14 protein-coding genes and 2 riboswitches are annotated in these 22,801 nt (G+C 37.1%); of the genes, 4 read left to right on the top strand and 10 right to left on the bottom strand.

Annotated features, from left to right (window positions below; all coding sequences use genetic code 11):
- From ACMA47_RS15395 to ACMA47_RS15375, 5 genes are all read right to left on the bottom strand, one after another.
- Complete coding sequence (locus tag ACMA47_RS15395) at window positions 1-387, bottom strand: GxxExxY protein (RefSeq protein ID WP_413930463.1); 387 nt, start codon at window positions 385-387, stop codon at window positions 1-3.
- A gap of 77 nt (window positions 388-464) precedes the next feature.
- Window positions 465-1,007 (bottom strand): acyl-CoA thioesterase, encoded by a 543-nt coding sequence (locus ACMA47_RS15390; protein WP_034692538.1) that lies wholly within the window; start codon window positions 1,005-1,007, stop codon window positions 465-467.
- The gene (locus ACMA47_RS15385) at window positions 995-1,747 is read right to left on the bottom strand and encodes a hypothetical protein (protein WP_413930462.1); all 753 of its coding nucleotides are present in this window, start codon (window positions 1,745-1,747) and stop codon (window positions 995-997) included. Before ACMA47_RS15385 ends, ACMA47_RS15390 begins: the two co-directional genes overlap by 13 nt.
- A gap of 196 nt (window positions 1,748-1,943) precedes the next feature.
- Window positions 1,944-4,061, bottom strand: coding sequence for a TonB-dependent receptor (locus ACMA47_RS15380; RefSeq protein WP_413930461.1), 2,118 nt, complete (start codon window positions 4,059-4,061; stop codon window positions 1,944-1,946).
- A gap of 104 nt (window positions 4,062-4,165) precedes the next feature.
- Window positions 4,166-4,257, bottom strand: a riboswitch (TPP riboswitch).
- 189 nt (window positions 4,258-4,446) lie between these two features.
- Window positions 4,447-5,226 (bottom strand): WG repeat-containing protein, encoded by a 780-nt coding sequence (locus ACMA47_RS15375; RefSeq protein ID WP_413930460.1) that lies wholly within the window; start codon window positions 5,224-5,226, stop codon window positions 4,447-4,449.
- A 278-nt stretch (window positions 5,227-5,504) separates the two neighbouring features.
- On the opposite strand from ACMA47_RS15375, the gene ACMA47_RS15370 reads away from it, so the two are divergent.
- Both ACMA47_RS15370 and ACMA47_RS15365 read left to right on the top strand, forming a co-directional pair.
- Entirely contained in the window at window positions 5,505-8,288 is a 2,784-nt protein-coding gene (locus tag ACMA47_RS15370; RefSeq protein WP_079243471.1) for a bifunctional aconitate hydratase 2/2-methylisocitrate dehydratase, read from the top strand.
- Between the two features lie 319 nt (window positions 8,289-8,607).
- Window positions 8,608-10,875, top strand: a complete 2,268-nt coding sequence (locus ACMA47_RS15365) for an aconitate hydratase (protein ID WP_413930529.1) — start codon at window positions 8,608-8,610, stop codon at window positions 10,873-10,875.
- Window positions 10,876-11,029: 154 nt separating this feature from the next.
- On the opposite strand, the gene ACMA47_RS15360 is transcribed toward ACMA47_RS15365, so the two are convergent.
- The gene (locus ACMA47_RS15360; protein WP_413930459.1) at window positions 11,030-11,707 is read right to left on the bottom strand and encodes a LytR/AlgR family response regulator transcription factor; all 678 of its coding nucleotides are present in this window, start codon (window positions 11,705-11,707) and stop codon (window positions 11,030-11,032) included.
- Window positions 11,700-12,719, bottom strand: coding sequence for a sensor histidine kinase (locus tag ACMA47_RS15355; protein ID WP_413930458.1), 1,020 nt, complete (start codon window positions 12,717-12,719; stop codon window positions 11,700-11,702). Before ACMA47_RS15355 ends, ACMA47_RS15360 begins: the two co-directional genes overlap by 8 nt.
- Before the next feature lie 191 nt (window positions 12,720-12,910).
- On the opposite strand from ACMA47_RS15355, the gene ACMA47_RS15350 reads away from it, so the two are divergent.
- On the top strand, window positions 12,911-15,037 hold the full coding sequence (locus ACMA47_RS15350) for a TonB-dependent receptor domain-containing protein (protein WP_413930457.1): 2,127 nt from the start codon (window positions 12,911-12,913) through the stop codon (window positions 15,035-15,037).
- Window positions 15,038-15,154: 117 nt separating this feature from the next.
- Here ACMA47_RS15350 and ACMA47_RS15345 read toward each other — a convergent pair whose 3' ends face one another.
- Entirely contained in the window at window positions 15,155-17,893 is a 2,739-nt protein-coding gene (locus tag ACMA47_RS15345; protein ID WP_413930456.1) for a TonB-dependent receptor plug domain-containing protein, read from the bottom strand.
- Window positions 17,894-18,189: 296 nt separating this feature from the next.
- Window positions 18,190-18,287, bottom strand: a riboswitch (SAM-I-IV-variant riboswitch).
- 120 nt (window positions 18,288-18,407) lie between these two features.
- Here ACMA47_RS15345 and ACMA47_RS15340 point away from each other — a divergent pair.
- On the top strand, window positions 18,408-20,633 hold the full coding sequence (locus ACMA47_RS15340; RefSeq protein WP_413930455.1) for an outer membrane beta-barrel protein: 2,226 nt from the start codon (window positions 18,408-18,410) through the stop codon (window positions 20,631-20,633).
- Between the two features lie 186 nt (window positions 20,634-20,819).
- Here ACMA47_RS15340 and ACMA47_RS15335 read toward each other — a convergent pair whose 3' ends face one another.
- Complete coding sequence (locus ACMA47_RS15335; protein ID WP_413930454.1) at window positions 20,820-21,530, bottom strand: HesA/MoeB/ThiF family protein; 711 nt, start codon at window positions 21,528-21,530, stop codon at window positions 20,820-20,822.
- 146 nt (window positions 21,531-21,676) lie between these two features.
- On the bottom strand, window positions 21,677-22,795 hold the full coding sequence (gene thiH, locus ACMA47_RS15330; protein ID WP_413930453.1) for a 2-iminoacetate synthase ThiH: 1,119 nt from the start codon (window positions 22,793-22,795) through the stop codon (window positions 21,677-21,679).
- Between the last annotated feature and the right edge of the window lie 6 nt (window positions 22,796-22,801).

The following is a 22,801-nucleotide window of genomic DNA, read 5'->3' as shown; positions in this document are numbered from 1 at the left end:
TTATAAAGTACCGTTAATTACTCTCTTAACACCATTTTTAAACTGAAGTGTATTGAAGTTGATCAACATCCCAAGTTTACAATTACTTAGGCGAAGGTAGGTAAGTATTTGCGCTAAATGAATATCCTGTAATGATTCTATGGATTTTATTTCCAACACAAATTTTTTCTCGATCAAAAAATCAAGCCTATAACCAACATCCATTTTAACCTCATCATAAATTAATGGCATAGGTTTTTGTCTTTCTACAAGAATATCATGTTTACTTAATTCATAAAACAGGCATTCTTCATAAGCGCTTTCCAAAAGTCCTGGTCCCAGCGACTTATGAACTATATACCCTGCTTCATAAACAATTTTTGATATATCATTTTCTGAAATACCCATTTTGCTTATTTTTTTTCATCTGACTAAGCACAAACCATTTGTGAAAATTTGTGCCCGTCATTTGTGTTTTTTGTGTTTTATTTCTTGTCTTTCTTAGACTCCTGCGGTTCCTGGAATAATTTCTTAAGCTCTACAGATTCCAAAGGTTTCATTCTTCCGGAAAGAATTAATGAAAGTTCTTTTCTACGGAATGCTGCTGCAAATCTTTCTTTTTCTTCCTCTGTTTCAGGAATCATTTCCGGAATAGGAATCGGACGGTTGAATTCATCCACCGCAACGAAAGTATAAATCCCTGCATTGGTATGAATTTTCTTCTGATTAATTGGGTCATCCAACCACACATCTACATACACTTCCATGGAAGTAGAGAATGCTCTGGAAACTTTAGATTCCAATACCACTACACCTCCTTCCGGAATCGGATGGTTGAAAGATACGTGGTTTACAGAAGCTGTTACTACTCTTCTTTCACAGTGTCTTGCTGCAGAAATAGACGCACAACGGTCCATTTTTGCCAGAAGTTCACCACCGAAAAGGTTTCTTAAAGAGTTGGTTTCGTTCGGAAGAACGATATTGGTCATAATGGTCAGAGATTCTGACGCTTTTTTTATTTTTGCCATCTAGTCTTAGTGTTGTTTGGGACAGCCGGAGTAGATTTCATTCCTTTTCCGACAGGTTTTACTAATGAATCTTTTTTCAAAGAATCTGAAACAGGTGTTTCCGGGGTATGTACCATCACTTTCACCGTATCTTTTACAATTCTATGGGTAGAGGTTTGTACAGAAACATTATTGAAAGATTTTTTTCCAAAAAGAAGTTCCTGTTGGGTAAACGCCAGGTATAAAATTCCAAGAACCGGAATAACCAGAAGGAAAATCCAAAGAATTGTTTTTTTGAATTTAAAATCCTTTTCGCGATTCACTGTGGCATTCACTTTTTCCCCGTTATTGATATCTGAGAATCTGATTTCTTCCAATCCGTAAAAGTCCGGGCGTCCGGATTCTATTCTTTTCCCCTTGAAATGAGTGTGCCCTTCTTCAATGAAGACTGTTCCAAGGTTTTGAATTTCAAGAACCTGTTCGGCCTGAAGTTTTTTCTTCCAAAAATCAGTCTGAATTTTAAGATCACTTTTCGAAGCTTCCAAAGACATCTGTTTTTGTTCTGCAATAAAAGCAGCAAGATCTTCAGTCTGTACTTCGTAATCTATTGTAAATTCAATCTGACTGGCCGGAGGCAGAATGCTCCCGTTTTCAGAATTAATAATTGCCTTAGAATTTTTCAGTGAAAACACCCCAAAGCCTGGAACTGTGGCAGTTCCAAATTGTTTTAAGTATTCTAAAATATATGCTGAAATATTCATTTGGCAGCAAATTTATAACTTTTTCGGGACTTTTTGTAATATTTAATGGATATAAAAAAGACTGCCGAAGCAGCCTTTTGATTATTTTGTACAAAAAAAGGAATACGACTATTTAAACTCCTTTTTTTAAGCTTAAAAAGGACAAAACTGCTAAAACTAATTTATAAATTTAAATATCCGTGTTCCTGATCTTTTGCTATTGTATTTTCCAGCTTATTCCAAACATAAAGTTCGTTCCTGCCTGTGAAAAATAATACGGTTGACCTTCATAAACAGATCCGTTGTTCACATATTTCCTGTTGAACAGGTTATTCACCAATAGCTTTAATGCAATTTCGTTATTAGCAATTTTAAACTGATACTGAGCATTGAAATCTGTCAGGAAATAATCTTTAAGCTGAAGATTTTCATCTTCGGTATTGTCCAGATATTGTTTTCCAACATACTGATTCATTAAAGCAAACTGGAAATTCTTTGTAGGATTGAATTTCAGGCTTAGATTGGCAATTACATTCGGCGAGAATGAAATCTGGGTATTTCCAAGGCTCTTAGGAACATCTCCATTTTGAATATTGAAATCCTGGTTTCTGTTCTGGCTTAACGTTACATTTCCTGAAACCTCCCATTGCTTGGATAATTTGGCCAAAGCACCAACTTCAATACCTCTTCTGTAACTCTTCCCTGAATTTGTTCTGATAAATGCTCCTACGTTATTCAGTTCTCCATTCAACACCAACTGGTTCACATAATACATATAATAAACATTGGCCGTCAACGAAACAATTCCGAACTGTTTTTCAAAACCAGCCTCAATGTCGTGAAGTTTTTCTGCTTTCACATCATTATTCGCCATCAAATCATCTCTGTTCGGTTCACGATGAGCGTGAGCGTATGAAAGGAAAATTTTACCTCCGTCAATTCTGTAATTCACTCCGGCTTTTGGATTAAAGAACAACCAGTTTTTACTTAAATCTGCACCTTCTCCATCACCTGCCATCAGGATTTTAGTATTATAATTAATTTTTCTAAGCTGTAAATCACCAAAGAATTCAAAATTATCTACTCTTAATAAAGCTTTTGCAAAACCTGAGACTTCATTCTTCACAGAGCGGTTTCTGTAATATTCGCTTTCATCAATCTGAGGGAAAAATACTCCCGTCACATTTCCATAATGCCTTCCGTAATACTGATTCACAACGGCACCAAAGTTCAGATCCAGATTGTCAAACTTCCCGTACAATGTAGAAACCATTCCGTAGAAATCATTATTCAGCCATTTTTTTCTGATAAAATCTGAGTATTTTATCGTTTGCCCACCTTCAATGATATTAGGCAGATTGTACCTGGAGAAAAGATTTCCCTGCTTATAATTTTCATAATATCCTTTTCCTTTTGTATAGTGGAACGTGGTTTCAAGATTCCAGCGGTCGCTGAATTTCTGTTCCCAAAGCAACTGATAATGATTCTGTCTGTAGTTATCTGTTTCATTATCATAGAAACTTACAATATTCTCCCAATTGGCATCGTAGATGGCTCCTGAAATATTGAATTTCGGATCCGTTTCCCAGGTCTTTCGGTCAATACCATTCCAGGCCTGATAGGTTTTCTCTTTACCTCCAAAAGCCATTAAACGCAATTTTGTATTCCCTTCTTCAAATAAAGCAGTAAAGTTATAAGAATGTAAGTTCGATGAAGCTCTGTCTATATATCCGTCAGAATGAATATGGGTATATCTTCCCATCACGGAAAGACGGTTTTTCCAGAATTTCCCGGAACCTATTTCAGCTGAATATTTATAGGTATTAAATGATCCGTAGCTGTCGTCTGTTTTAAAATAAAACTTCTCTTCCGGATCTTTAGAAAGTACGTTAATACTTGCTCCAAAGGCAGAAACCCCGTTATTGGAAGTTCCTACTCCTCTCTGAATGACAATCTGTGAGGCAGAACTTGTTAAATCCGGAACATTGACAAAAAATGTACCCTGGCTTTCAGAATCGTTGTATGGAACACCATTCATCATGACATTGATAGCACTTCCTGAAACTCCACGAATTCTGAAACCGGTATATCCTACACCGTTTCCAGCATCTGAAGTAGAAATAATGGAGGTTTGATTTTTCAAAAGAATAGGAAGATCCTGTCCCAGATTCTTACTGTCCAGATCTTTCTGTACATTGATGATTTCCTTTGCTACCGGCAGTCTTTTGGTAAAGTTAACGGCTTCAATTTCCCTGACCTTTAGGGAATCCTTATTTTGAGCCTGGATAAAAGCTACAGAGCCTACACTAAGCCCTAAAAAAAATAATCCTTTCATTCTATAAATCTTTGACATTTAATGAATAAAAGGGGTGATTATGAGATAATTGACAAATAGTAAATGATACGTGATGTTTATCGATCATTTATCGCTAATCATCCATCAATTATTTAAATGGTTCCCTAAACAGCATTACCTGTTCCAGGTTCATTGGGTATAATCTCAGCCTGTTAAAGCACCCCTTTATTTCAGCCGCAAAATTACAAAAAATATATGAATTGGAATTAGGGTTTCGAGATGCGGGATAGTGGGTTACGAGGTGCGAGATTCGGGGTATTGGGTTTCGGGATACATGGATGGTTATGGAATGAAAAATAGGAGTTATCAAATGAATCATTCATCATTCATCATTCATCATTCATCATTTATAATTTATAATTATTTAGTACGTTTTGTTGTTCGCATCGATATAGTAGTAATTCGAGCCGTCTTTTGTCACTTCAAACATCTTGCCCAGTTTCCAGCTGAAGTTTCGTTTAATATTGGAATATTCAAAAGGAATGATAATCTTATTATTAACATCAATGATTCCAAATTTATCATTATTGGAAGCAACAATCATAGGATTAGCCACATCATCCCCTTCCAGAATGAACAGATACTGATATTGAGGATAGATCTGATATTGTCTGTAATCGGCTGCATTCACAAACTTTGATTTTTCAATGATTCCGTAAAAACCATTCAGGATATAGGCCTGAAATAGCTGTTGTTTATATTCTTCAAACTTACACTTTCCAAAATCTGCTTCTTTGAACTGATATACTCTCTTTCCAGACTGATCTATACGGTAAGAAATCATATTTTTTTCTACAGTAGCATATTCTTTTGTTCCAAATTTTCTGACTTTTTCATTAGGAGAATTCAGAAGGTTACAGTCTTCATAAAAAAATACGGCAATATGATATTCCGGCTGGATAATAAATTTCCCATTCTGATTGACATACCCGAACTGATCTCCTTTTTTCTTAGGAATCAAAACAGGAAGATCTTTGTTGATCACCACCAGATCAGCATTAGGTTTATTAGCTGCAACTGCTTTTTTAACCGTGCTTTTTGTTCCTTTCTTCACGGGAACTTTCTTCACAGATTTGGTCTGCGAGAAAACGAAAATCGAAATAAAAACACATAAAACATTCAGGATATTTTTCATATTCTCCATTTGTTTACAAAAATACGACCAAAAATAGATATTATAAAATTCATATTTATAAAGAATCTAAATAATTTCATTCTTATAAAATAGTAAAATTTCGTAATTTTGGGAACATTTTGAATTGTTTGATAATTTTAAAAAACTTTTGAAAAAGTGTAGATTATGCTGACTTTATTCGGTTAATGTTGCATCAAAATGCGAGAACTCAAAATGTCATTAACTGTATTTGTACAGACCGGTAAAGAAAAAGCAGGCCTACCTTTAATTTTGAAAGACCTTCTATTATGAGTATTTATAAGGATTACATCAAAGAGATTGAAGAAAGAAAAACCCAAGGGCTTCATCCAAAGCCAATTGATGGGGCTGAATTACTAAGCGAAATCATTACACAAATTAAAGATTCAGGTAATGCTGACCGATCAGATTCTCTTAAATTTTTCATTTATAACACACTACCCGGAACGACAAGTGCAGCGGGAGTGAAAGCAAAATTTTTAAAAGAAATTATTCTAGGTGAATCCGTAGTAGAAGAAATTTCCCCTGCATATGCCTTTGAATTGTTATCTCACATGAAAGGTGGACCTTCTATTGAAGTATTGCTGGATCTTGCTCTAGGTAACGATCCTGCAACAGCTAAAGAAGCAGCCAACGTTCTTAAAACTCAGGTTTTCCTTTATGAAGCGGATACAAACCGTCTGAAAGAAGCATTCAACAGCGGAAACGAAATTGCAAAAGAAATTCTTGAAAGCTACGCAAAAGCTGAATTCTTCACTAAACTTCCTGAAGTTGCAGAAGAAATCAAAGTAGTAACATTTATCGCTGGTGAAGGAGACATCTCTACAGATTTACTTTCTCCGGGTAACCAGGCGCACTCAAGATCAGACCGTGAACTTCACGGAAAATGTATGATCACTCCTGAAGCTCAGGAAGAAATCAAAGCTTTACAGGCACAACATCCTGATGCAAGTGTGATGCTTATTGCTGAAAAAGGAACAATGGGTGTAGGTTCATCAAGAATGTCCGGAGTAAACAATGTTGCTCTTTGGACTGGAAAACAGGCAAGCCCATATGTACCATTCGTAAACATTGCTCCTATTGTAGGAGGAACCAACGGGATTTCTCCAATTTTCCTTACCACAGTAGACGTTACCGGAGGTATCGGTATCGACCTTAAAAACTGGGTGAAGAAAGTTGACGAAAACGGAAACCCTGTTCGTAACGAAAATGGAGACATCGTTCTTGAAGAAGCGTATTCAGTAGCAACAGGAACTGTTTTAACAATCAATACAAAAGAAAAGAAATTATATAACGGTGATCAGGAATTGATCGACCTTACCAAATCTTTCACTCCTCAAAAGATGGAATTCATCAAAGCAGGTGGATCTTATGCTATCGTATTTGGTAAGAAGTTACAGACATTTGCCGCTCAGCTTTTAGGAGTTGAAGCTCCAGTTGTTTTTGCTCCATCAAAAGAAATTTCTCACGAAGGACAAGGACTTACTGCTGTAGAAAAGATTTTCAACAGAAATGCTGTGGGAACTACACCAGGAAAAGTTTTACACGCTGGTTCAGACGTTCGTGTACAGGTAAATATCGTTGGATCTCAGGACACAACAGGTCTTATGACTTCTCAGGAGCTTGAATCTATGGCAGCAACTGTGATTTCTCCAATTGTTGACGGTGCTTACCAGTCAGGATGTCACACTGCTTCTGTTTGGGATAAAAAAGCTCAGGCTAACATTCCGAAACTAATGAAGTTCATGAACGAGTTCGGTCTGATTACAGCCCGTGATCCGAAAGGTGAATACCACGCGATGACTGACGTTATCCACAAAGTTCTTAACGACATCACTGTAGACGAATGGGCCATCATCATCGGAGGTGACTCTCACACAAGAATGTCTAAAGGGGTAGCTTTCGGAGCTGACTCAGGAACTGTGGCTCTTGCATTAGCTACTGGTGAAGCATCTATGCCAATTCCTGAATCTGTAAAAGTAACCTTCAAAGGAAACATGAAAGAACACATGGATTTCCGTGATGTGGTTCATGCTACACAGGCTCAGATGTTGAAGCAGTTTGGAGGAGAAAACGTATTCCAGGGTAGAATCATCGAGGTTCACATCGGAACACTTCCTGCTGACCAGGCATTTACATTTACAGACTGGACTGCTGAGATGAAGGCAAAAGCTTCTATCAACATTTCTGAAGATAATACTTTGATCGAATCACTGGAAATTGCAAAAGGCAGAATCCAGATCATGATCGACAAGGGTATGGATAACCACAATAAAGTTCTTCAGGGACTAATTGACAAAGCAAACAAGAGAATTGAAGAGATCAGATCAGGTGAAAAACCTGCTTTGACTCCGGATTCAAACGCTAAATATTACGCTGAAGTAGTTGTAGATCTTGACGTAATTGTTGAGCCAATGATTGCTGACCCGGATGTAAACAATGATGATGTTTCCAAGAGATATACTCACGATACCATCAGAGATCTTTCTTACTATGGTGGTGAGAAAAAAGTAGATCTTGGTTTCGTAGGATCTTGTATGGTTCACAAAGGAGACCTTAAGATCGTTTCTCAAATGCTTAGAAACATTGAAAAACAACAAGGTAAAGTAGAATTCAGTGCTCCTCTTGTAGTAGCAGCTCCTACTTACAACATTATTGATGAGTTAAAGGCAGAAGGAGACTGGGAATTATTAGAAAAATATTCAGCTTTTGAATTTGATGATAACGCTCCAAAAGGAGAAGCTCGTGTTGAATACAAAAACGTAATGTACCTTGAGCGTCCTGGATGTAACCTTTGTATGGGTAACCAGGAAAAAGCAGCGAAAGGAGATACTGTTTTAGCGACTTCTACCCGTCTTTTCCAGGGAAGAGTAGTAGAAGATTCTGAACGTAAAAAAGGAGAATCTCTATTGGCTTCAACTCCGGTTGTTGTTCTTTCTGCGATTATCGGAAGAATCCCTAGCATTGATGAGTATAAAGCTGCTGTTGAGGGAATTGACCTTACTACTTTTGTTCCTTCTATTAAAGAATTAACAAGTACAAGCGCTCACTAAGAGATTATAAATACGTCGAAAGACCTATTAAAAACTATAGAAATGGAAGATTTTGGTCCTTTTAGGATTTAAAATCTTCCATTTTTTTGTTTAGAACGTTTCTATTTTAATATAGTTGCGTTTTTTTTTCGATAAAATCGGGAAAATAAATTCTAATTTTTCTTAAATTGAAAGTTATAAAATCTATTGATTTTAAAGTCAAAAACACCCTATTTATGGATTATAGGAACGTTTTTTGATGTACAAAAGAGTGATTTTTCTTTTTCATCCAATAGAAAAAGAAGCTTTAACGGAAAAAAGAACAAAACTAAAATACGATATGACTTTTGATATTGATATGATCAAAAAGGTGTACGAGCGTTACCCGGAAAGAATTGCTGCGGCAAGACAAATCGTGGGAAAACCTCTTACCCTTTCAGAAAAAATTCTTTACACCCACCTTTGGGAAGGAAATGCTACACAAGCATATGAACGAGGAAACTCTTATGTAGACTTTGCACCAGACAGAGTAGCAATGCAGGATGCCACAGCACAGATGGCTCTTTTACAATTCATGCAGGCAGGAAAACCTAAAGTAGCGGTTCCTTCTACTGCTCATGCGGATCACCTGATCCAGGCGAAAGTAGGTGCAGACAAAGATTTACAGGAAGGGATCAACAAAAACTCTGAGGTATTTAACTTCCTGAGTTCTGTATGTGATAAATACGGAATCGGATTCTGGAAACCGGGAGCAGGTATCATTCACCAGGTTGTACTAGAAAATTATGCTTTCCCTGGAGGAATGATGATTGGTACTGACTCTCACACAGTAAACGCAGGAGGATTAGGAATGGTAGCAATCGGTGTTGGAGGTGCTGATGCAGTAGATGTAATGGCAGGAATGGCCTGGGAGCTTAAAATGCCAAAACTTATCGGGGTAAAATTAACCGGTAAAATGAATGGATGGACCTCTGCAAAAGATGTTATCTTAAAAGTAGCAGGAATCCTTACGGTAAAAGGAGGTACAGGATGTATCGTAGAATATTTCGGTGAAGGTGCAGAATCTCTTTCCGCAACAGGTAAAGGTACCATCTGTAATATGGGTGCTGAAATAGGAGCTACAACTTCTACTTTCGGGTATGATGATTCAATGAGAAGATATCTTTCCGCTACAGGAAGACAGGATGTAGTGGATGCTGCTGATACAATTGCAGAACACTTAACAGGTGATGCTGAAGTATATGCTAACCCTGAACAATATTTCGATCAATTAATAGAAATCAACCTTTCTGAACTGACTCCTCACTTAAACGGACCTTTCACTCCGGATTTAGCGACACCAGTTGCTGAATTCAGAGCTAAAGCTGAAGCTAACGGATGGCCTTTAGAAGTTGAATGGGCGCTTATCGGTTCTTGTACCAACTCTTCTTATGAAGATTTATCAAGAGCAGCTTCCATTGTAGAGGATGCGGTATCAAAAGGGGTAAAACCTAAAGCAATCCTTGGAATCAACCCTGGTTCTGAGCAGGTGAAATTCACAGCAGAAAGAGACGGTTTCTTAGATTCTTTCAGAAAATTTGAGAATGCAAGAATCTTTACCAACGCTTGTGGACCATGTATCGGACAGTGGGACAGAGAAGGGGCAGAAAAAGGAGAGAAAAACTCAATCATCCACTCTTTCAACAGAAACTTCGCGAAAAGAGCAGATGGTAACCCGAATACCCACGCATTCGTAGCTTCTCCGGAAATGGTAGCTGCTGTAGCAATTTCTGGTAGACTGGACTTCAACCCTATTACGGATACTTTAACAAATGAAGCAGGTGAACAGGTAAAACTTAACGAGCCTAAAGGTTTCGAACTTCCTGCAAAAGGATTTGCGGTAGATGACAACGGATATCAGGCGCCATCAGAAGACGGTTCCAGTGTTGTTGTCAACGTAAGCCCAACTTCAGACAGACTTCAGTTATTGGAAGAATTCCCGGCTTGGGACGGTAAAAACATTGAAGGCGCTAAAGTATTGATCAAAGCTTTCGGAAAATGTACTACCGACCACATTTCTATGGCTGGACCTTGGTTGAAATACAGAGGTCACCTTGATAATATTTCAAACAACATGTTGATTGGAGCGGTGAATGCCTACAACATGGAAACCAATAAAGTTAAAAACGAATTAACCGGTGAATACGGTGAAGTTCCGGCTGTACAAAGAGCTTACAAAGCTGCAGGTGTTCCAACAATTGTTGTGGGAGACCAGAACTATGGTGAAGGTTCTTCCAGAGAGCACGCTGCCATGGAACCTAGACACCTTGGTGTAAAAGCAGTATTGGTAAAATCATTCGCGAGAATCCACGAAACGAACCTTAAAAAACAAGGGATGTTGGGAATCACTTTCGCTAATGAAGCTGACTATGATAAAATCCTGGAAGATGACACGGTTAACTTCTTAGATCTTGACCAGTTTGCTCCAGGAAAACAACTGACTTTAGAATTCGTGCATGCTGACGGAACTAAAGACATCATTATGGCCAACCATACTTACAACGATCAGCAAATTGATTGGTTTAAAGCTGGTTCAGCGCTAAATCTGATCAAACAACAGGAAAAATAAGATTAATTGTTAGATTAATTAATAGAAAGGCGGCTTCAATTGAAGTCGTCTTTTTTATTTCAACTTTCTTGAACTGAACTTTGGTGAATATTCCAAACCTTAGGTTTTAGAAACCTGTAAGCTTTAACTCTCAAATGAATATCATGATATTCCATCACTTTAATCTATCCAAAAGCGCCGCTCTATAGCTTTCTCCAATAGGAATCTCATATTCAGAAAGAATCACCTTTTTAGCTCCAACACTTTTTATTTTATCCAGATTGACAATGAAAGATTTATGAATCCGCACAAACTTTTCAGAAAGCTGATTTTCCATAGATTTAAGAGTATCCAGAACAATAAATTCATCAGTTGCTGTCCTGATATTAACATAGTCTTTGATACTTTCAATATAAAGAATCTCATGAAAGCCAATACGATGCCTCTGCCCTGAAGATTTTACAAAGAAATGGGTATTTTCTTCCTGTGGAAAAGAAAACCGCTCCTGAGCCTTTAATACACTCTTTTGAAATCTTTCAAATGAAATAGGCTTCAATAAATAATCCACGACATTATGCTCATAGCCTTCCAGGGCATACTCTGAATAGGCCGTTGTCAGAATATATTTCTGATCAGGTCCTACAATTTTCATAAAATTGATTCCTGTAAGCTCAGGCATCTGAATATCCAGAAAGATGAGGTCAGAATCATTTTTTTGCAGATACTCCAAGGCCAGAATAGGATTCTCGGTTGAAAATACCAATTCAAGAAAGGGAATCTTCTCTACATAATGTTCAAGAAGAGAGATGGCCAGCGGCTCATCATCCACAATAATGCATTTTATCTTATTCATCCCTTAAATCAATTTTTAAATCTACAATAAATTCTGTTTCCAAGTCCCGGATCTCAAGCTGATGTTTAGGGTATAATATTTCCAGTCTTTTTTTCACATTCTGAATTCCTATTCCTGAAACGGTATCTTTCATTTTCTTTGTTTTAAAATTCAAAAGATGAAAATGCAGAATCTTATCGTGATCAGAAATTTTCATTTCAAAACCTTTATCACGGAAATCACCATGCTTAAAAGCATTCTCAACGAAAGGAACCAATAACATGGGTGAGATCTTCAGCTGAGGATGCTGAATATCTTTTTCTATCAGCAATAATTCAGGATTTCTGATCCTAAGTTTTTCCAGCGCAATCAGACTGTCAATATAACCAATTTCCTTATCCAGAGAAATGGAGTCTTTTTCAAGATCTTTTGTGCTGTACCTCAGCAATTGCCCAAGTTCTTCAATGGCAGGAAGTGCTTTATCTGACTTTTGATAGACAAGAGAATAGATATTATTTAATGAATTAAAAATAAAATGAGGATTGATCTGAGTTTTTAACGCTTGCAGTTCTGCCTGCTTCTTTTCAATCAGGAGCTGCTTCTTGTCATTTTCCGCTACTCCATATTTTTCCAGAATCCATAAAATACCGGCTATAAAAGTAGTCAGAGAACTGTTATAAATGTTATCAAAGAAATAGTAAAGAAGCCCTGTTTTTTCATCATAATTCCGGAAACCAAGAGTAGAAGGCAGAATCATTTCTTCCAAAGCATATCTCATAGAGGCAAAACATACAAGTGTCAGAATAAACACAAAAACAGCAGAATACAGTTTTTCAAGCTTAAAAAACTTTGGAAATATAATCAGATAGGAAATATAGAACGTGGTAATTTTTACAATAAAATAGGTAATTCTCAGAATATGCAATTCAGTACGGTTGGTCTCCGGAACAAAAAAATTAGGGGTAATGACGGTTCCAAAAAAATTGAATCCCCAATAAATAATTTGAAGCCAGATAATTTGCTTTTTAGTCATATTCAAATATAAATCACTGTGGGGATACTTCATCTACTGTTTTCGATAAAAACCTGTTTTTTCCCGATGAAAATTTTTTGACACGCATAATGTTGCCCTTCATCTAAATGCTCTTTCCATTCAAAAGCCCTTCCAATACTTTTGTCAGAGAAATTTAACACAACTATTATTTAATCTGTCATTAATATCCCATGAAAAAACATATCTTATTTATAGCGATCCTTACTTTTTCTTTTGTGGCAGCACAAACCAAAGATACTACCGCCAATGTCAATAAAATTGAGGCCGTAACGGTGAATGGTAAAAAAGCTCTGGTAGAACGTAAAGTGGACCGTCTTGTTTATAATGTCCAGAATTCTATGCTTTCACAGGGCAGTTCAGGGACTGAAGTTCTGGCGGGAACTCCTTTATTGCAGGTGGATGAAAATAAAGGACTTCTTTCTATTGCCGGAAAAAATGGAGTTTCTGTAATGGTGAACGACCGGATGCTCAATCTTTCCGGATCAGAACTCATCAATTATCTGAGAAATATTCGTTCTGAAAATATTTTGAAAATAGAAGTGATCACGACTCCACCTGCCAAATATGAAGCTCAGGGAAACAGCGGAATTATCAATATTGTTCTTAAAAAGAATCAGAATCTGGGATGGAGCGGTTATCTCAATACCAATTATACGCAGAGAACCTATGCTGGTTTCAGCAGTGTGGCAGGAGTAAATTACCAAAACGAAAAGATAAAAGCTTCTGTAAAGGTGATGGGCTATGACGGAGATAAAAGATCAGTAGAAAATTATAAAATAACAGGTCAAAGTTCTTCTGTCAGCAAAAATGACAGAAGGGATATGAATGACGGACTGGGGCTGAATGCCAATTTTGACTATTCTCTTTCTAAAAATTCCAATATAGGATTGGTATATGATATTACAAAGGGACATACCGATATGGATATCAATTCAGCACAAAGTTACTTTACAGATGGTACGTCTACTTTACAAACAGAGACAGATTCAAAGCATCGCTCTCCTTTTACCACCCAAATGCTTAATCTCTATTTTGATCAAAAACTGGGTGAGCATAAACTTAGTTTCGGAGCTAATTATTATGGCAATTTACCCGATACTGAAGTTAATTTTACAACAAAAAATGTTGCCAGTAATGCCACTCAGATCGTTAGAAATCTCTCTTCTGTAGATTACAAAATATACTCCGGACAGGCAGACTTAACTCTAAATTTCAAAAAAATCCAGTTGGAAACAGGTGCGAAATACAGCCAGTTTTCTAATAATTCGGATATTGGATATTTTAATTTCACTAATGGAGATTATATCATAGATCCAGCAAAGAGTAATCTTTTTGATTATCATGAAAAGAATTATGCAGGTTATATCAGTGCCAGTAAGGACCTTGGTGAAAAATGGTCTGTGAAGGCAGGACTCCGCTATGAATATACCCAAACCAGCGGCTTCTCTCCTACTACCCAATCAAAATCAGAAAATAATTACGGAAAGTTTTTCCCTACAGCTTATGTATCTTATAAAGCCAATGAAAACAATCAGTTCAGTATTAATTATTCAAGAAGAATCAACCGTCCTTACTTCCGGGCTTTAGATCCGTTCCGATGGTATTCTAATCCCAATACGTATTATACAGGAAATCCAATTCTGCAGCCATCTTTCAATCATAATATTGAATTCAATTATATTTTCAAAAGTAAATTTTCTACTAATCTTTACTATCAGAGAACAACGAATAATTTTGACCAAATTTCCCTTCTGAATGGGATTAACCTTGTGAGCACCTATGAAAACTATTATAATCAGAATGTTTACGGAATCAACCTCAATTATACGGACACCTATTTCAAAATCTGGGAAAGTAATATCTCTACCTCCTTCAGCTATAATGAAACTCAGATTACAAGATTCAATCTGGTTGCTAAAAATGGACAGTCATTTTATTTTTCTTTGAACAATACCTTCCAGCTGAATAAAGCTAAGACATTCATGCTATTTGTCAACTACTGGAATAATCTTCCTTCCAGAGATGGATATTTTTCTGTGAAAAACACAGCAAGTCTGGATGCAGGAATCAAAATGAGCTTTGCAGAAAAGGCTCTTCAGGTCAATCTTTCCGTAAGCGATATTTTCAGACAGTCCGGATTGAGGGCTGATATGTATTTTACTGATAACACACAGTCATTCAACAACTATTGGGATGCCAGAAGAATGACACTCAGCATCACTTATAATTTTGGGAATCAGAAAGTAAAATCAAATAACAGAGCAGTCAATTTTGAAGAAAAAAACCGTGCCCAATAACTGCAAAAAGCTAAGCACAGGGAATTTTCCCTGAGATAACCATGATCATATATATAAAAAAAACAGAGTGTACTGCTCTGTTTTTTTGTTTAAATAATTTATAAATCACGCTAATATTTAGAACCTGAATTCAATTCTGGCAAATAAAAACCTTCCTCCTATACCGTACTGGGAAACCTGTCTGGAATACACAAACTGATTATCAGCAGTTAACGAGCTTATATTGGGGCTTTTAGAAGGCAGAATATTCAAGATGTTATTGCTCCCGATCGTGGCCGAAATATTTTTATTGAAATCATATCCTACAGATAAATCTGTCACAAAGCGGTTATTAAGAACAAAATGCTCTGTACTTCCTGTTACTCCGTCAAAATTAGCATCCAAAACATCTGCATCGGTCACTTTACCAAAGAAAGAATTACGTAATAGGAAAGTAAATCCGGAAACCCTCAAAGTATTGGACAGGGTAGCTTTTACGCGGGGGACAGCCTCTTCAAAATACACTCTATTGGGTTCTGAGAAATAATTATCAATCTGGCTTACCAATTTAGGGGAAGCATGAATATCTCCGATTCTTTTGGTCTGATTAAAGTTGATTCCCAGATTATTCTCCAAGGAAACCCCTGATGATATTTTTGAATTCTGAGAGATGGTAATATCCAACCCTTTTGTCTGAGAGTCTACAGCATTGGCAAAGAAATTTGCAGAACTGGCTCGTGCAAGATCAAAAGCATTTTGCAGCACTTGATCATCAGAAGTTATGACCTTATCCGGACGGGAAAACAGATCCGTAAGCACTACTCTATCCTTAATCTTTATTAAATAAGCATCTGCTGTGAACGTCAGGCTTAACGATGGTATCTTCCAAGTAATTCCTGTGCTATAGGATTGTGAAGTTTCCTGTTTTAATTTAGGAATACCCAGTGCCTGTGCTGCTTCAGAATTATTCCTGAAAGTACCAACCTGTGTAGTTTTTCCCTGCTGAATCAGTGTAGAAGTAGAGCTATAATAGATTTGAGCTAATGAAGGTGCTCTGAATCCTGTAGAAACAGCACCTCTCCAGTTAAGATTGGGAGCCAGTTTTACATTGGTTGCAAGTTTATAATTGAATGTAGATCCGAAGTCTGAATAATTCTCATATCGTAAAGCACCTTCCAACAGCCATCCGTCAGTGACTTCCAACTCTGCATCAGCATAAGCAGCAACACTGTTTCTGTTTCCGGAAACGGCATTTTCCGGACTGAATCCTGGGAAAACCTGCGCTCCAGCCGGTCTTATATTTCCGAAGAAATCGGTTACTTTCTCATTTTCAGGAGTTTTAGCCGTTACCACACGTCCATAAATATCATAAGAAGCATAAGAATTTTCTTTTCCGGCATTTACTTTATAGTTTTCATGTCGGTACTCAGCACCGAACGCAAGGTTCAATCCTTTCAGCACATCATATTTTTTGGAGAAGTCCAGATTGACGGTATTTTGTGAAAACTCAGATCCTCCGGCATCAAAGGTTCTTGGAGAGCTGTCCGTCAAAGAAGCATTAAATGTATTGACAACTCCAAAGCCAAAGGTATTTTTCCCGAATGTATTACTGAAATCTACATTCCAGCCATTCCATTTCCCTTTGATTCCTGCAGCAAGAGAATAATCATTTACCGCTGCTTCAATCTGGGGAAGATATCCGTTGGGAGTCACTGCATTGATATTTCTTTCCGTATTCGGAAGTCTGTAAAATCCTCCGGCATTTCCAAGGCGGTAGCTATACCCACCAAATGAGTACACTTTCCAATCATCATTTACAGGAATTTCAGAGTTGAAGAAAAGCTGCCCGGATTGTAATTTAGACTGTCCCGCTCTCAAACTGAAATCTTTTCTCTCCAATCCTCGGTAATTAAGCTCCTGAGACGTAAAATCTTTACCTAATATATTTTGAAGGTCAGAAATACTGTTTGCCCCTGAGATCTGAGACTGGAAATCAGATCCAAAATAACCCACCTTAGTTGCATATTGTTTTACTGTATTGATAATCTGCTGAGTATTGGAAGTATTCGTAATATTTTTATACAAGCCATCAATATTAACTCCATCCTGCAATGCTCTGTAATTAATAGCATTATAAGCATTGTAAATATCTCCTTCCCTCACTCCGGCTCTGGAATAGGGATCGCGGTACTGAGCAGAACCCGTAACATTAATAAATCCGGATTTTCCTATTTTCGCTCCATAATTAAGGTCTACAGAAATCGTCTGTCCATCCACTCCTCCTGAGAAATTATTGGCAACAGGCGATGCGTATCCTCCCAGAAACACTTGTCCGGAAAGTCCTAATCTCTTTTTCAGTCCGAGGTTAACAACTCCTGCGATGGCATCAGAACCATATTGAGCAGAAGCACCGTCTCTTAAAACCTCAATTTTTTCTAAAGCAAAGGCCGGAATCGCGTTAAGATCAGTTCCTACAGAGCCTCTTCCCGGTGTAAGCGTAACATTAATCAATGAAGACTGATATCTTCTTTTCCCATTGAGTAAAACCAAGACCTGATCCGGGCCTAATCCTCTTAAAAGAGCAGGATCTACAAAGTCAGTTCCATCGTTAACGGTGTGTGAGGTGGATGAAAATGAAGGGACAATATAATTTAAAGCCTGGCTGATATTGTTAGTCGGACTTTGTTTTAAAATTTTTGATATGTTGATGATATCTACCGGAACGGGCGTATCCGTTAATGATCTTCCGGAACCTCTTGATCCAAGGATGACCACATCATCTATTTTTTTAGATTGTAAAGTGTCCGTCTGGGCGTAATAAAATGTTGAAATAAGCGCGATAGAAGGGACAAATATTCTTTTTTTGAAATTATGCATGTTGATTGTTGTTTACTTTTTGTTGTTAAAAATTGTTTTTAAGCAATATAAATCCTGTAACCCTAAAATGTAAGGTTACCAGTGACGTCCGGAATGTTTGTATTATTTTTTAGAAATAGAAAGTGCTAGCAGCAACAACACATGCGCATATAGAAATGGCATGAAAACATATCAGAATAATGAAGACTCACTTCATGATCTGAAGAATAAAAAATTACTGATGGAATGTGATTTCCCTTGTCTTTAAACATTGATTTTAACTTTAAAACAAAAATTCAAGATGGGATAATGATAGAATGATAAACATTTTTTCCGGAAGATCCGGCTTATCGATTGCAGCACCTTGCTTGTTTTTGCAGGTTGCTATCCCATCTAGAGATTCTTGATAATTACCCGGCAAAGATATAATTATTTCGGAAATAAAAAAAATTTCAGCTTAATTTTTCGATTTTCACAATTTTACCGTAACAAATTCTGTTTTTCAGCGTCTAACCGGATATCAGTAAAAAACATTATGAAAAAAACGATTTTCGCTTTATCTTTATTAAGCTCTGTTTTTGTTTTTTCACAAGAAAAAAATAATAAACCACAGGAAAAACAAATTGAAGGGGTAGTCATCACCAAAACTAAAAAAGCCGTTGAACAAAAGGCAGACCGTACTATTTTTGACTTTTCCGAGCAACCTCAGCTAAATAACGGAAATGTTCTGGAAGGAATAAAAAAACTTCCGGGACTGGTATCCACTGATATCGCAGGGATGATGTATCAGGGAAAAATGCTGGAAGTATATCTTAACGGAAGACCTCTGAATATTACCTCCAATGAATTGAACTCCTTTCTGGAAGGGATGCCTGCCAATTCTGTAGAAAGAATTGAGGTAATCACCCAACCAGGAGCAGAGTTTCCGGCTACTTCCGGAGGTGCCATTATGAATATCATCACCAACAAAAATGCTAATAAATATTTAACCGCTACGTATTCTGGAAATTATTCTTTCACGAATTATGATAAATTCAGAAACAGAACCACAAACTCTGTTAACTTAAATGCAAGAAATAAATATTTCGGATGGCAGCTGAACGTTGGTCAAAATTACCGCGAAAGTATGCTGAATGGCCAGCAGGATGAACTTTTAACGAGTCACACTGACAGATATGCACGTGGATATTTTGCCAAATCCGGATTGACTTTTGATTTAGGGCAGGACAGATTATTATTGAACTACGATATTTATCACAACAATAATGACAACTATACTCTAAGTGATGGTCATGGAGATTTACCTTTTCAGAATAATCCAAAGGATTTGAGAGAAGCTTTTTATACGTCTTCAGATGTTGCTCACACCAATAGTTTGAGACAGGAAGCTGTAGTAACGTACCAGAAACGTTTTGCAGACAAATCTCAGAAACTGGACTTTCAATTGGGTTATACAAGATCGGACAGTAAATTTGCACAGGATAATTTCTTCCAGAACGGTAATTTTGCAGCCGCACCTTATTTACCTATTAACAGCCCTACAAATGGTTTAAAAGATATTCTGAACAATAAATCGGTGATGAATATTGCCAACTTCAAAGTAGATTATGCCCAGCCGATCAAACTTCTTGATGGCGGAAAAGTAAGCTTCGGAGGTTTGTATGAGAAACAGGATTATGATACGGAAAGTTTTGGCTTAACCAATCTTGAATATCAAAGACAAACAGCTTCAACTTATTTAGAATTTCAGGCTAAATTGAAAAAGTTTGACTTCACATTGGGTTCCCGCGCTGAAAATTATGATATTTCAGGAGTAACGAGGTATTTCGATAAAGATGCAAAATTGGTGGAGGCTAATTTGATTCCTTTCAATAAGTTTAAACTTTTCCCGAACGCGAGTATACAGTACAACATGATGAATCAGGTGTATGTTGCTGCGAATTACAACAGAAAAATCAGCTTACCAAGTATTTCTGCTTTGAACCCGAATAACGTAACATTCTCAGGACCAAGTACAGAAGTAAATGGTAACCCGAATCTACAGCCTACTATTTTTGATAATTATGAGTTGAAAATTTCAGCTTTTGATTATGCATTTATCGGATATAGTGTAAGTTCGGCAAGTAATCAGGTAGCACAGATCATCCGAAAAGACGGAAGAAAACTTTACAACGAGCAGGTGAACATTTCGAATATGAAAATTCACAACTTTAATGTGGGATTACCAGTTCCTTTTATGATTTTCAGCAAGCCTTTGAGCGAAATTATGAAGTTTGATTTCAATCCCGATAAAATTAATTTCATGTACTTATATGCTGGTTATCAGAAACATGATATCGACAATCTGAATAATAAAGGGTTCTGGATTTTCAATATTATGACTCAGATTCTTTTGCCTAAAGACATCAAGATGACAGCCAATTACAGCTATCTGACTCCCAAGGCAGGGTATTTCTACTTCACCGCAGAAAAACCATTCAACAACTCGCTTGATATTACGTTGACGAAAAAGTTTATGAACAATCGTCTGACGCTTTCTGTTTTTGCGAATGATATTTTCAACGGACAGATGATGCAGGTACGTTCTAATCCACCATCAGGAACTCCTGTGATGATCAGCAGTAAATATGATACGAGAAATTTCGGATTTTCCATCAACTATAAAATTCCGACAAGAAATAAACTGGCAAAAGAGGATCCAAATATCCTGAACCAGACTAAAAAAGAGGATAACGGAGGCGTAATGCAGCAGGCACAGTAATTCTTCTTTGTAATAGAATAAAATAGGTGGTAATTATTTTACCACCTATTTTTTTTGTACAGAATAGGTTTTGGCTAAAGCCAATGGATGGTTTTATAAAAGTAAAACGGGCTAAAGCCCGTTCCTATTGATAGTAAAATGGTGTTATTGGTGAAAATATTAGTGACATTTGTGTTTACATTTACATCAGAAATCTATCGTCTGAAACCTCCAGTCCAGTGTATCCACCAAAGTTAGCTGATTAACACTCACCGGAAGATCCGTAATAATTTTTAATGCCTGAAGAGCCATCATGCTACCTATCATTCCTGGAAGAGCTCCCAGGACGCCAAGACTGTCACAATCCGGTACGTCTTCATCGAAAGGTGGTTCAGGGAAAATATCCCTTAAGCTTTTGCTTCCATTATGATTAAACACGGAAACCTGTCCTGAAAATCCTAAGATACTTCCATAAACCAAGGCCTTTTTTAATTTCACACAGGAATCATTCACCAGATATCTTGTTGAAAAGTTATCTGAACCGTCAATAATAATATCGTATTGGGAAATAATTTCTTCAACATTTTCATCATTGATTTTTTCTTCAATTCCTATGAATGTAATCTGATGATTGAGTTCTTTCACGAATGTTTCAGCGCTCTTCACTTTGGATACTCCTACTCTGTTTTCAGTATGAATAATCTGCCGGTTCAGGTTGTGAAGTTCTACATGATCAAAATCTGCAACGCCCAAAGTTCCTACTCCTGCAGCAGCTAAATACTGTATAATTGGACTCCCCAAACCTCCGGCCCCGATGACAAGAACTTTGGAAGACTTTATTTTCTTTTGTCCTTCCAATCCTATTTCTTCAATAAATATCTGTCGGCTGTACCGTGAAAAATGATCTTCTTTTTTCATGCTTTATGATAATTGAACCATTAAGATTTTTAAAGCTTTTAAGAATAGTTAAGGTGAGCTTCGCTTGAAAAAGATACTGTGTTAAAAATCTTCGATTTTTTTTAATTAAACTTCACCTCTTCCAAGTTCTTAATGGTTTTAAAAAATTAAAATCCACTGTATACGGAATCCCAGTCTTTCATTACAGGATCATAGCCTGCTTTTTTGATCATGACTCTGATTTCATCCATACTTCTCTCGTCACTGGTTTCAAACTGTTCCAGAGATTCTTTATCCACCGCATATCCTCCCGGATTGGTTTTTGAACCAGCACTCATAGCGGTTGCTCCCAGAGAGACAATATTATTTCTGAAGACTTCATTTTCCCTGGTAGAAATGGAGATTTCAAGGTCTTCATTCCAGATTCTGTAGGCACAGATCAGTTGAAGAAGATCTTTATCTTCCATAATGAAATTAGGTTCAATGATTCCTTCTGCCGGTCTGAGCCTTGGAAACGAAACTGAAAACTTACTTTTCCAGTATTGTTTCTGAAGATAATCAATGTGTAACGCATTGAAAAAACTATCCACTCTCCAGTCTTCAAGTCCAAGGAGAACTCCGAGCCCTATTTTATGAATTCCTGCTTTCCCTATCCTGTCTGGAGTTTCGAGACGGAAATGGAAGTTAGATTTTTTACCCTTCGGGTGATATTCTCTGTACACATCCTGATGATAAGTTTCCTGATATACCAAAACGGAATGTACTCCTTCATCATGAAGCAGTTTATATTCATCTTCCAATAAGGGCTGAACTTCGATAGAAATATTGGAAAAATGAGACTTTAACTTACGGACAGCATTCTGAAAATAAGGAACTCCTACTATTTTATTAGCTTCACCGCTTACCAGCAATACATGATTCACTCCCATTGATTTCAGGACTGAGGCTTCGATCATCAGTTCCATATCGGAAAGCGTTTTCCTTTTCAGGTTATTATCGAGACTGAATCCGCAATAGGTACAGATATTCTGACATTCATTGCTGAGATACAGCGGTGCATACAACTGAATGGTTTTTCCAAATCGTTTTTGGGTGAGCATCTGTGTCATTCTTGCCATCAGTTCCAGTTCCTGAGAAGCGGCTGGTGACAGGAGATTCAGAAAATCATCAAGGGTTTTATTCTTTTTCTGAAGACTGCATCTTACATCGGCCAGACTCACTTTTCCAAGCTTATTCTTTACCTCATCCCACTGGTAGTTTTCAAAAACATCTTTAAAGCTTTTCATGAGTCT

Origin of the sequence: Chryseobacterium sp. T20 (assembly GCF_047345655.1) — a bacterium.
Taxonomy (GTDB): Bacteria; Bacteroidota; Bacteroidia; order Flavobacteriales; family Weeksellaceae; genus Chryseobacterium.
The sequence above is the reverse complement of the archived record's forward strand: the minus strand, read 5'-3'. Positions and strand labels throughout refer to the sequence as shown.

What these genes read in the sequence shown, in the direction of transcription:
- ACMA47_RS15335 (WP_413930454.1), bottom strand. Translation starts at nt 21,530, where the DNA reads ATGAAAAAAGAAGATCATTTTTCACGGTACAGCCGACAGATATTTATT.
- ACMA47_RS15375 (WP_413930460.1), bottom strand. Translation starts at nt 5,226, where the DNA reads ATGGAGAATATGAAAAATATCCTGAATGTTTTATGTGTTTTTATTTCG.
- ACMA47_RS15385 (WP_413930462.1), bottom strand. Translation starts at nt 1,747, where the DNA reads ATGAATATTTCAGCATATATTTTAGAATACTTAAAACAATTTGGAACT.
- ACMA47_RS15340 (WP_413930455.1), top strand. Translation starts at nt 18,408, where the DNA reads ATGAAAAAAACGATTTTCGCTTTATCTTTATTAAGCTCTGTTTTTGTT.
- ACMA47_RS15350 (WP_413930457.1), top strand. Translation starts at nt 12,911, where the DNA reads ATGAAAAAACATATCTTATTTATAGCGATCCTTACTTTTTCTTTTGTG.
- ACMA47_RS15355 (WP_413930458.1), bottom strand. Translation starts at nt 12,719, where the DNA reads ATGACTAAAAAGCAAATTATCTGGCTTCAAATTATTTATTGGGGATTC.
- ACMA47_RS15370 (WP_079243471.1), top strand. Translation starts at nt 5,505, where the DNA reads ATGAGTATTTATAAGGATTACATCAAAGAGATTGAAGAAAGAAAAACC.
- thiH (WP_413930453.1), bottom strand. Translation starts at nt 22,795, where the DNA reads ATGAAAAGCTTTAAAGATGTTTTTGAAAACTACCAGTGGGATGAGGTA.
- ACMA47_RS15365 (WP_413930529.1), top strand. Translation starts at nt 8,608, where the DNA reads ATGACTTTTGATATTGATATGATCAAAAAGGTGTACGAGCGTTACCCG.
- ACMA47_RS15345 (WP_413930456.1), bottom strand. Translation starts at nt 17,893, where the DNA reads ATGCATAATTTCAAAAAAAGAATATTTGTCCCTTCTATCGCGCTTATT.
- ACMA47_RS15380 (WP_413930461.1), bottom strand. Translation starts at nt 4,061, where the DNA reads ATGAAAGGATTATTTTTTTTAGGGCTTAGTGTAGGCTCTGTAGCTTTT.
- ACMA47_RS15395 (WP_413930463.1), bottom strand. Translation starts at nt 387, where the DNA reads ATGGGTATTTCAGAAAATGATATATCAAAAATTGTTTATGAAGCAGGG.
- ACMA47_RS15390 (WP_034692538.1), bottom strand. Translation starts at nt 1,007, where the DNA reads ATGGCAAAAATAAAAAAAGCGTCAGAATCTCTGACCATTATGACCAAT.
- ACMA47_RS15360 (WP_413930459.1), bottom strand. Translation starts at nt 11,707, where the DNA reads ATGAATAAGATAAAATGCATTATTGTGGATGATGAGCCGCTGGCCATC.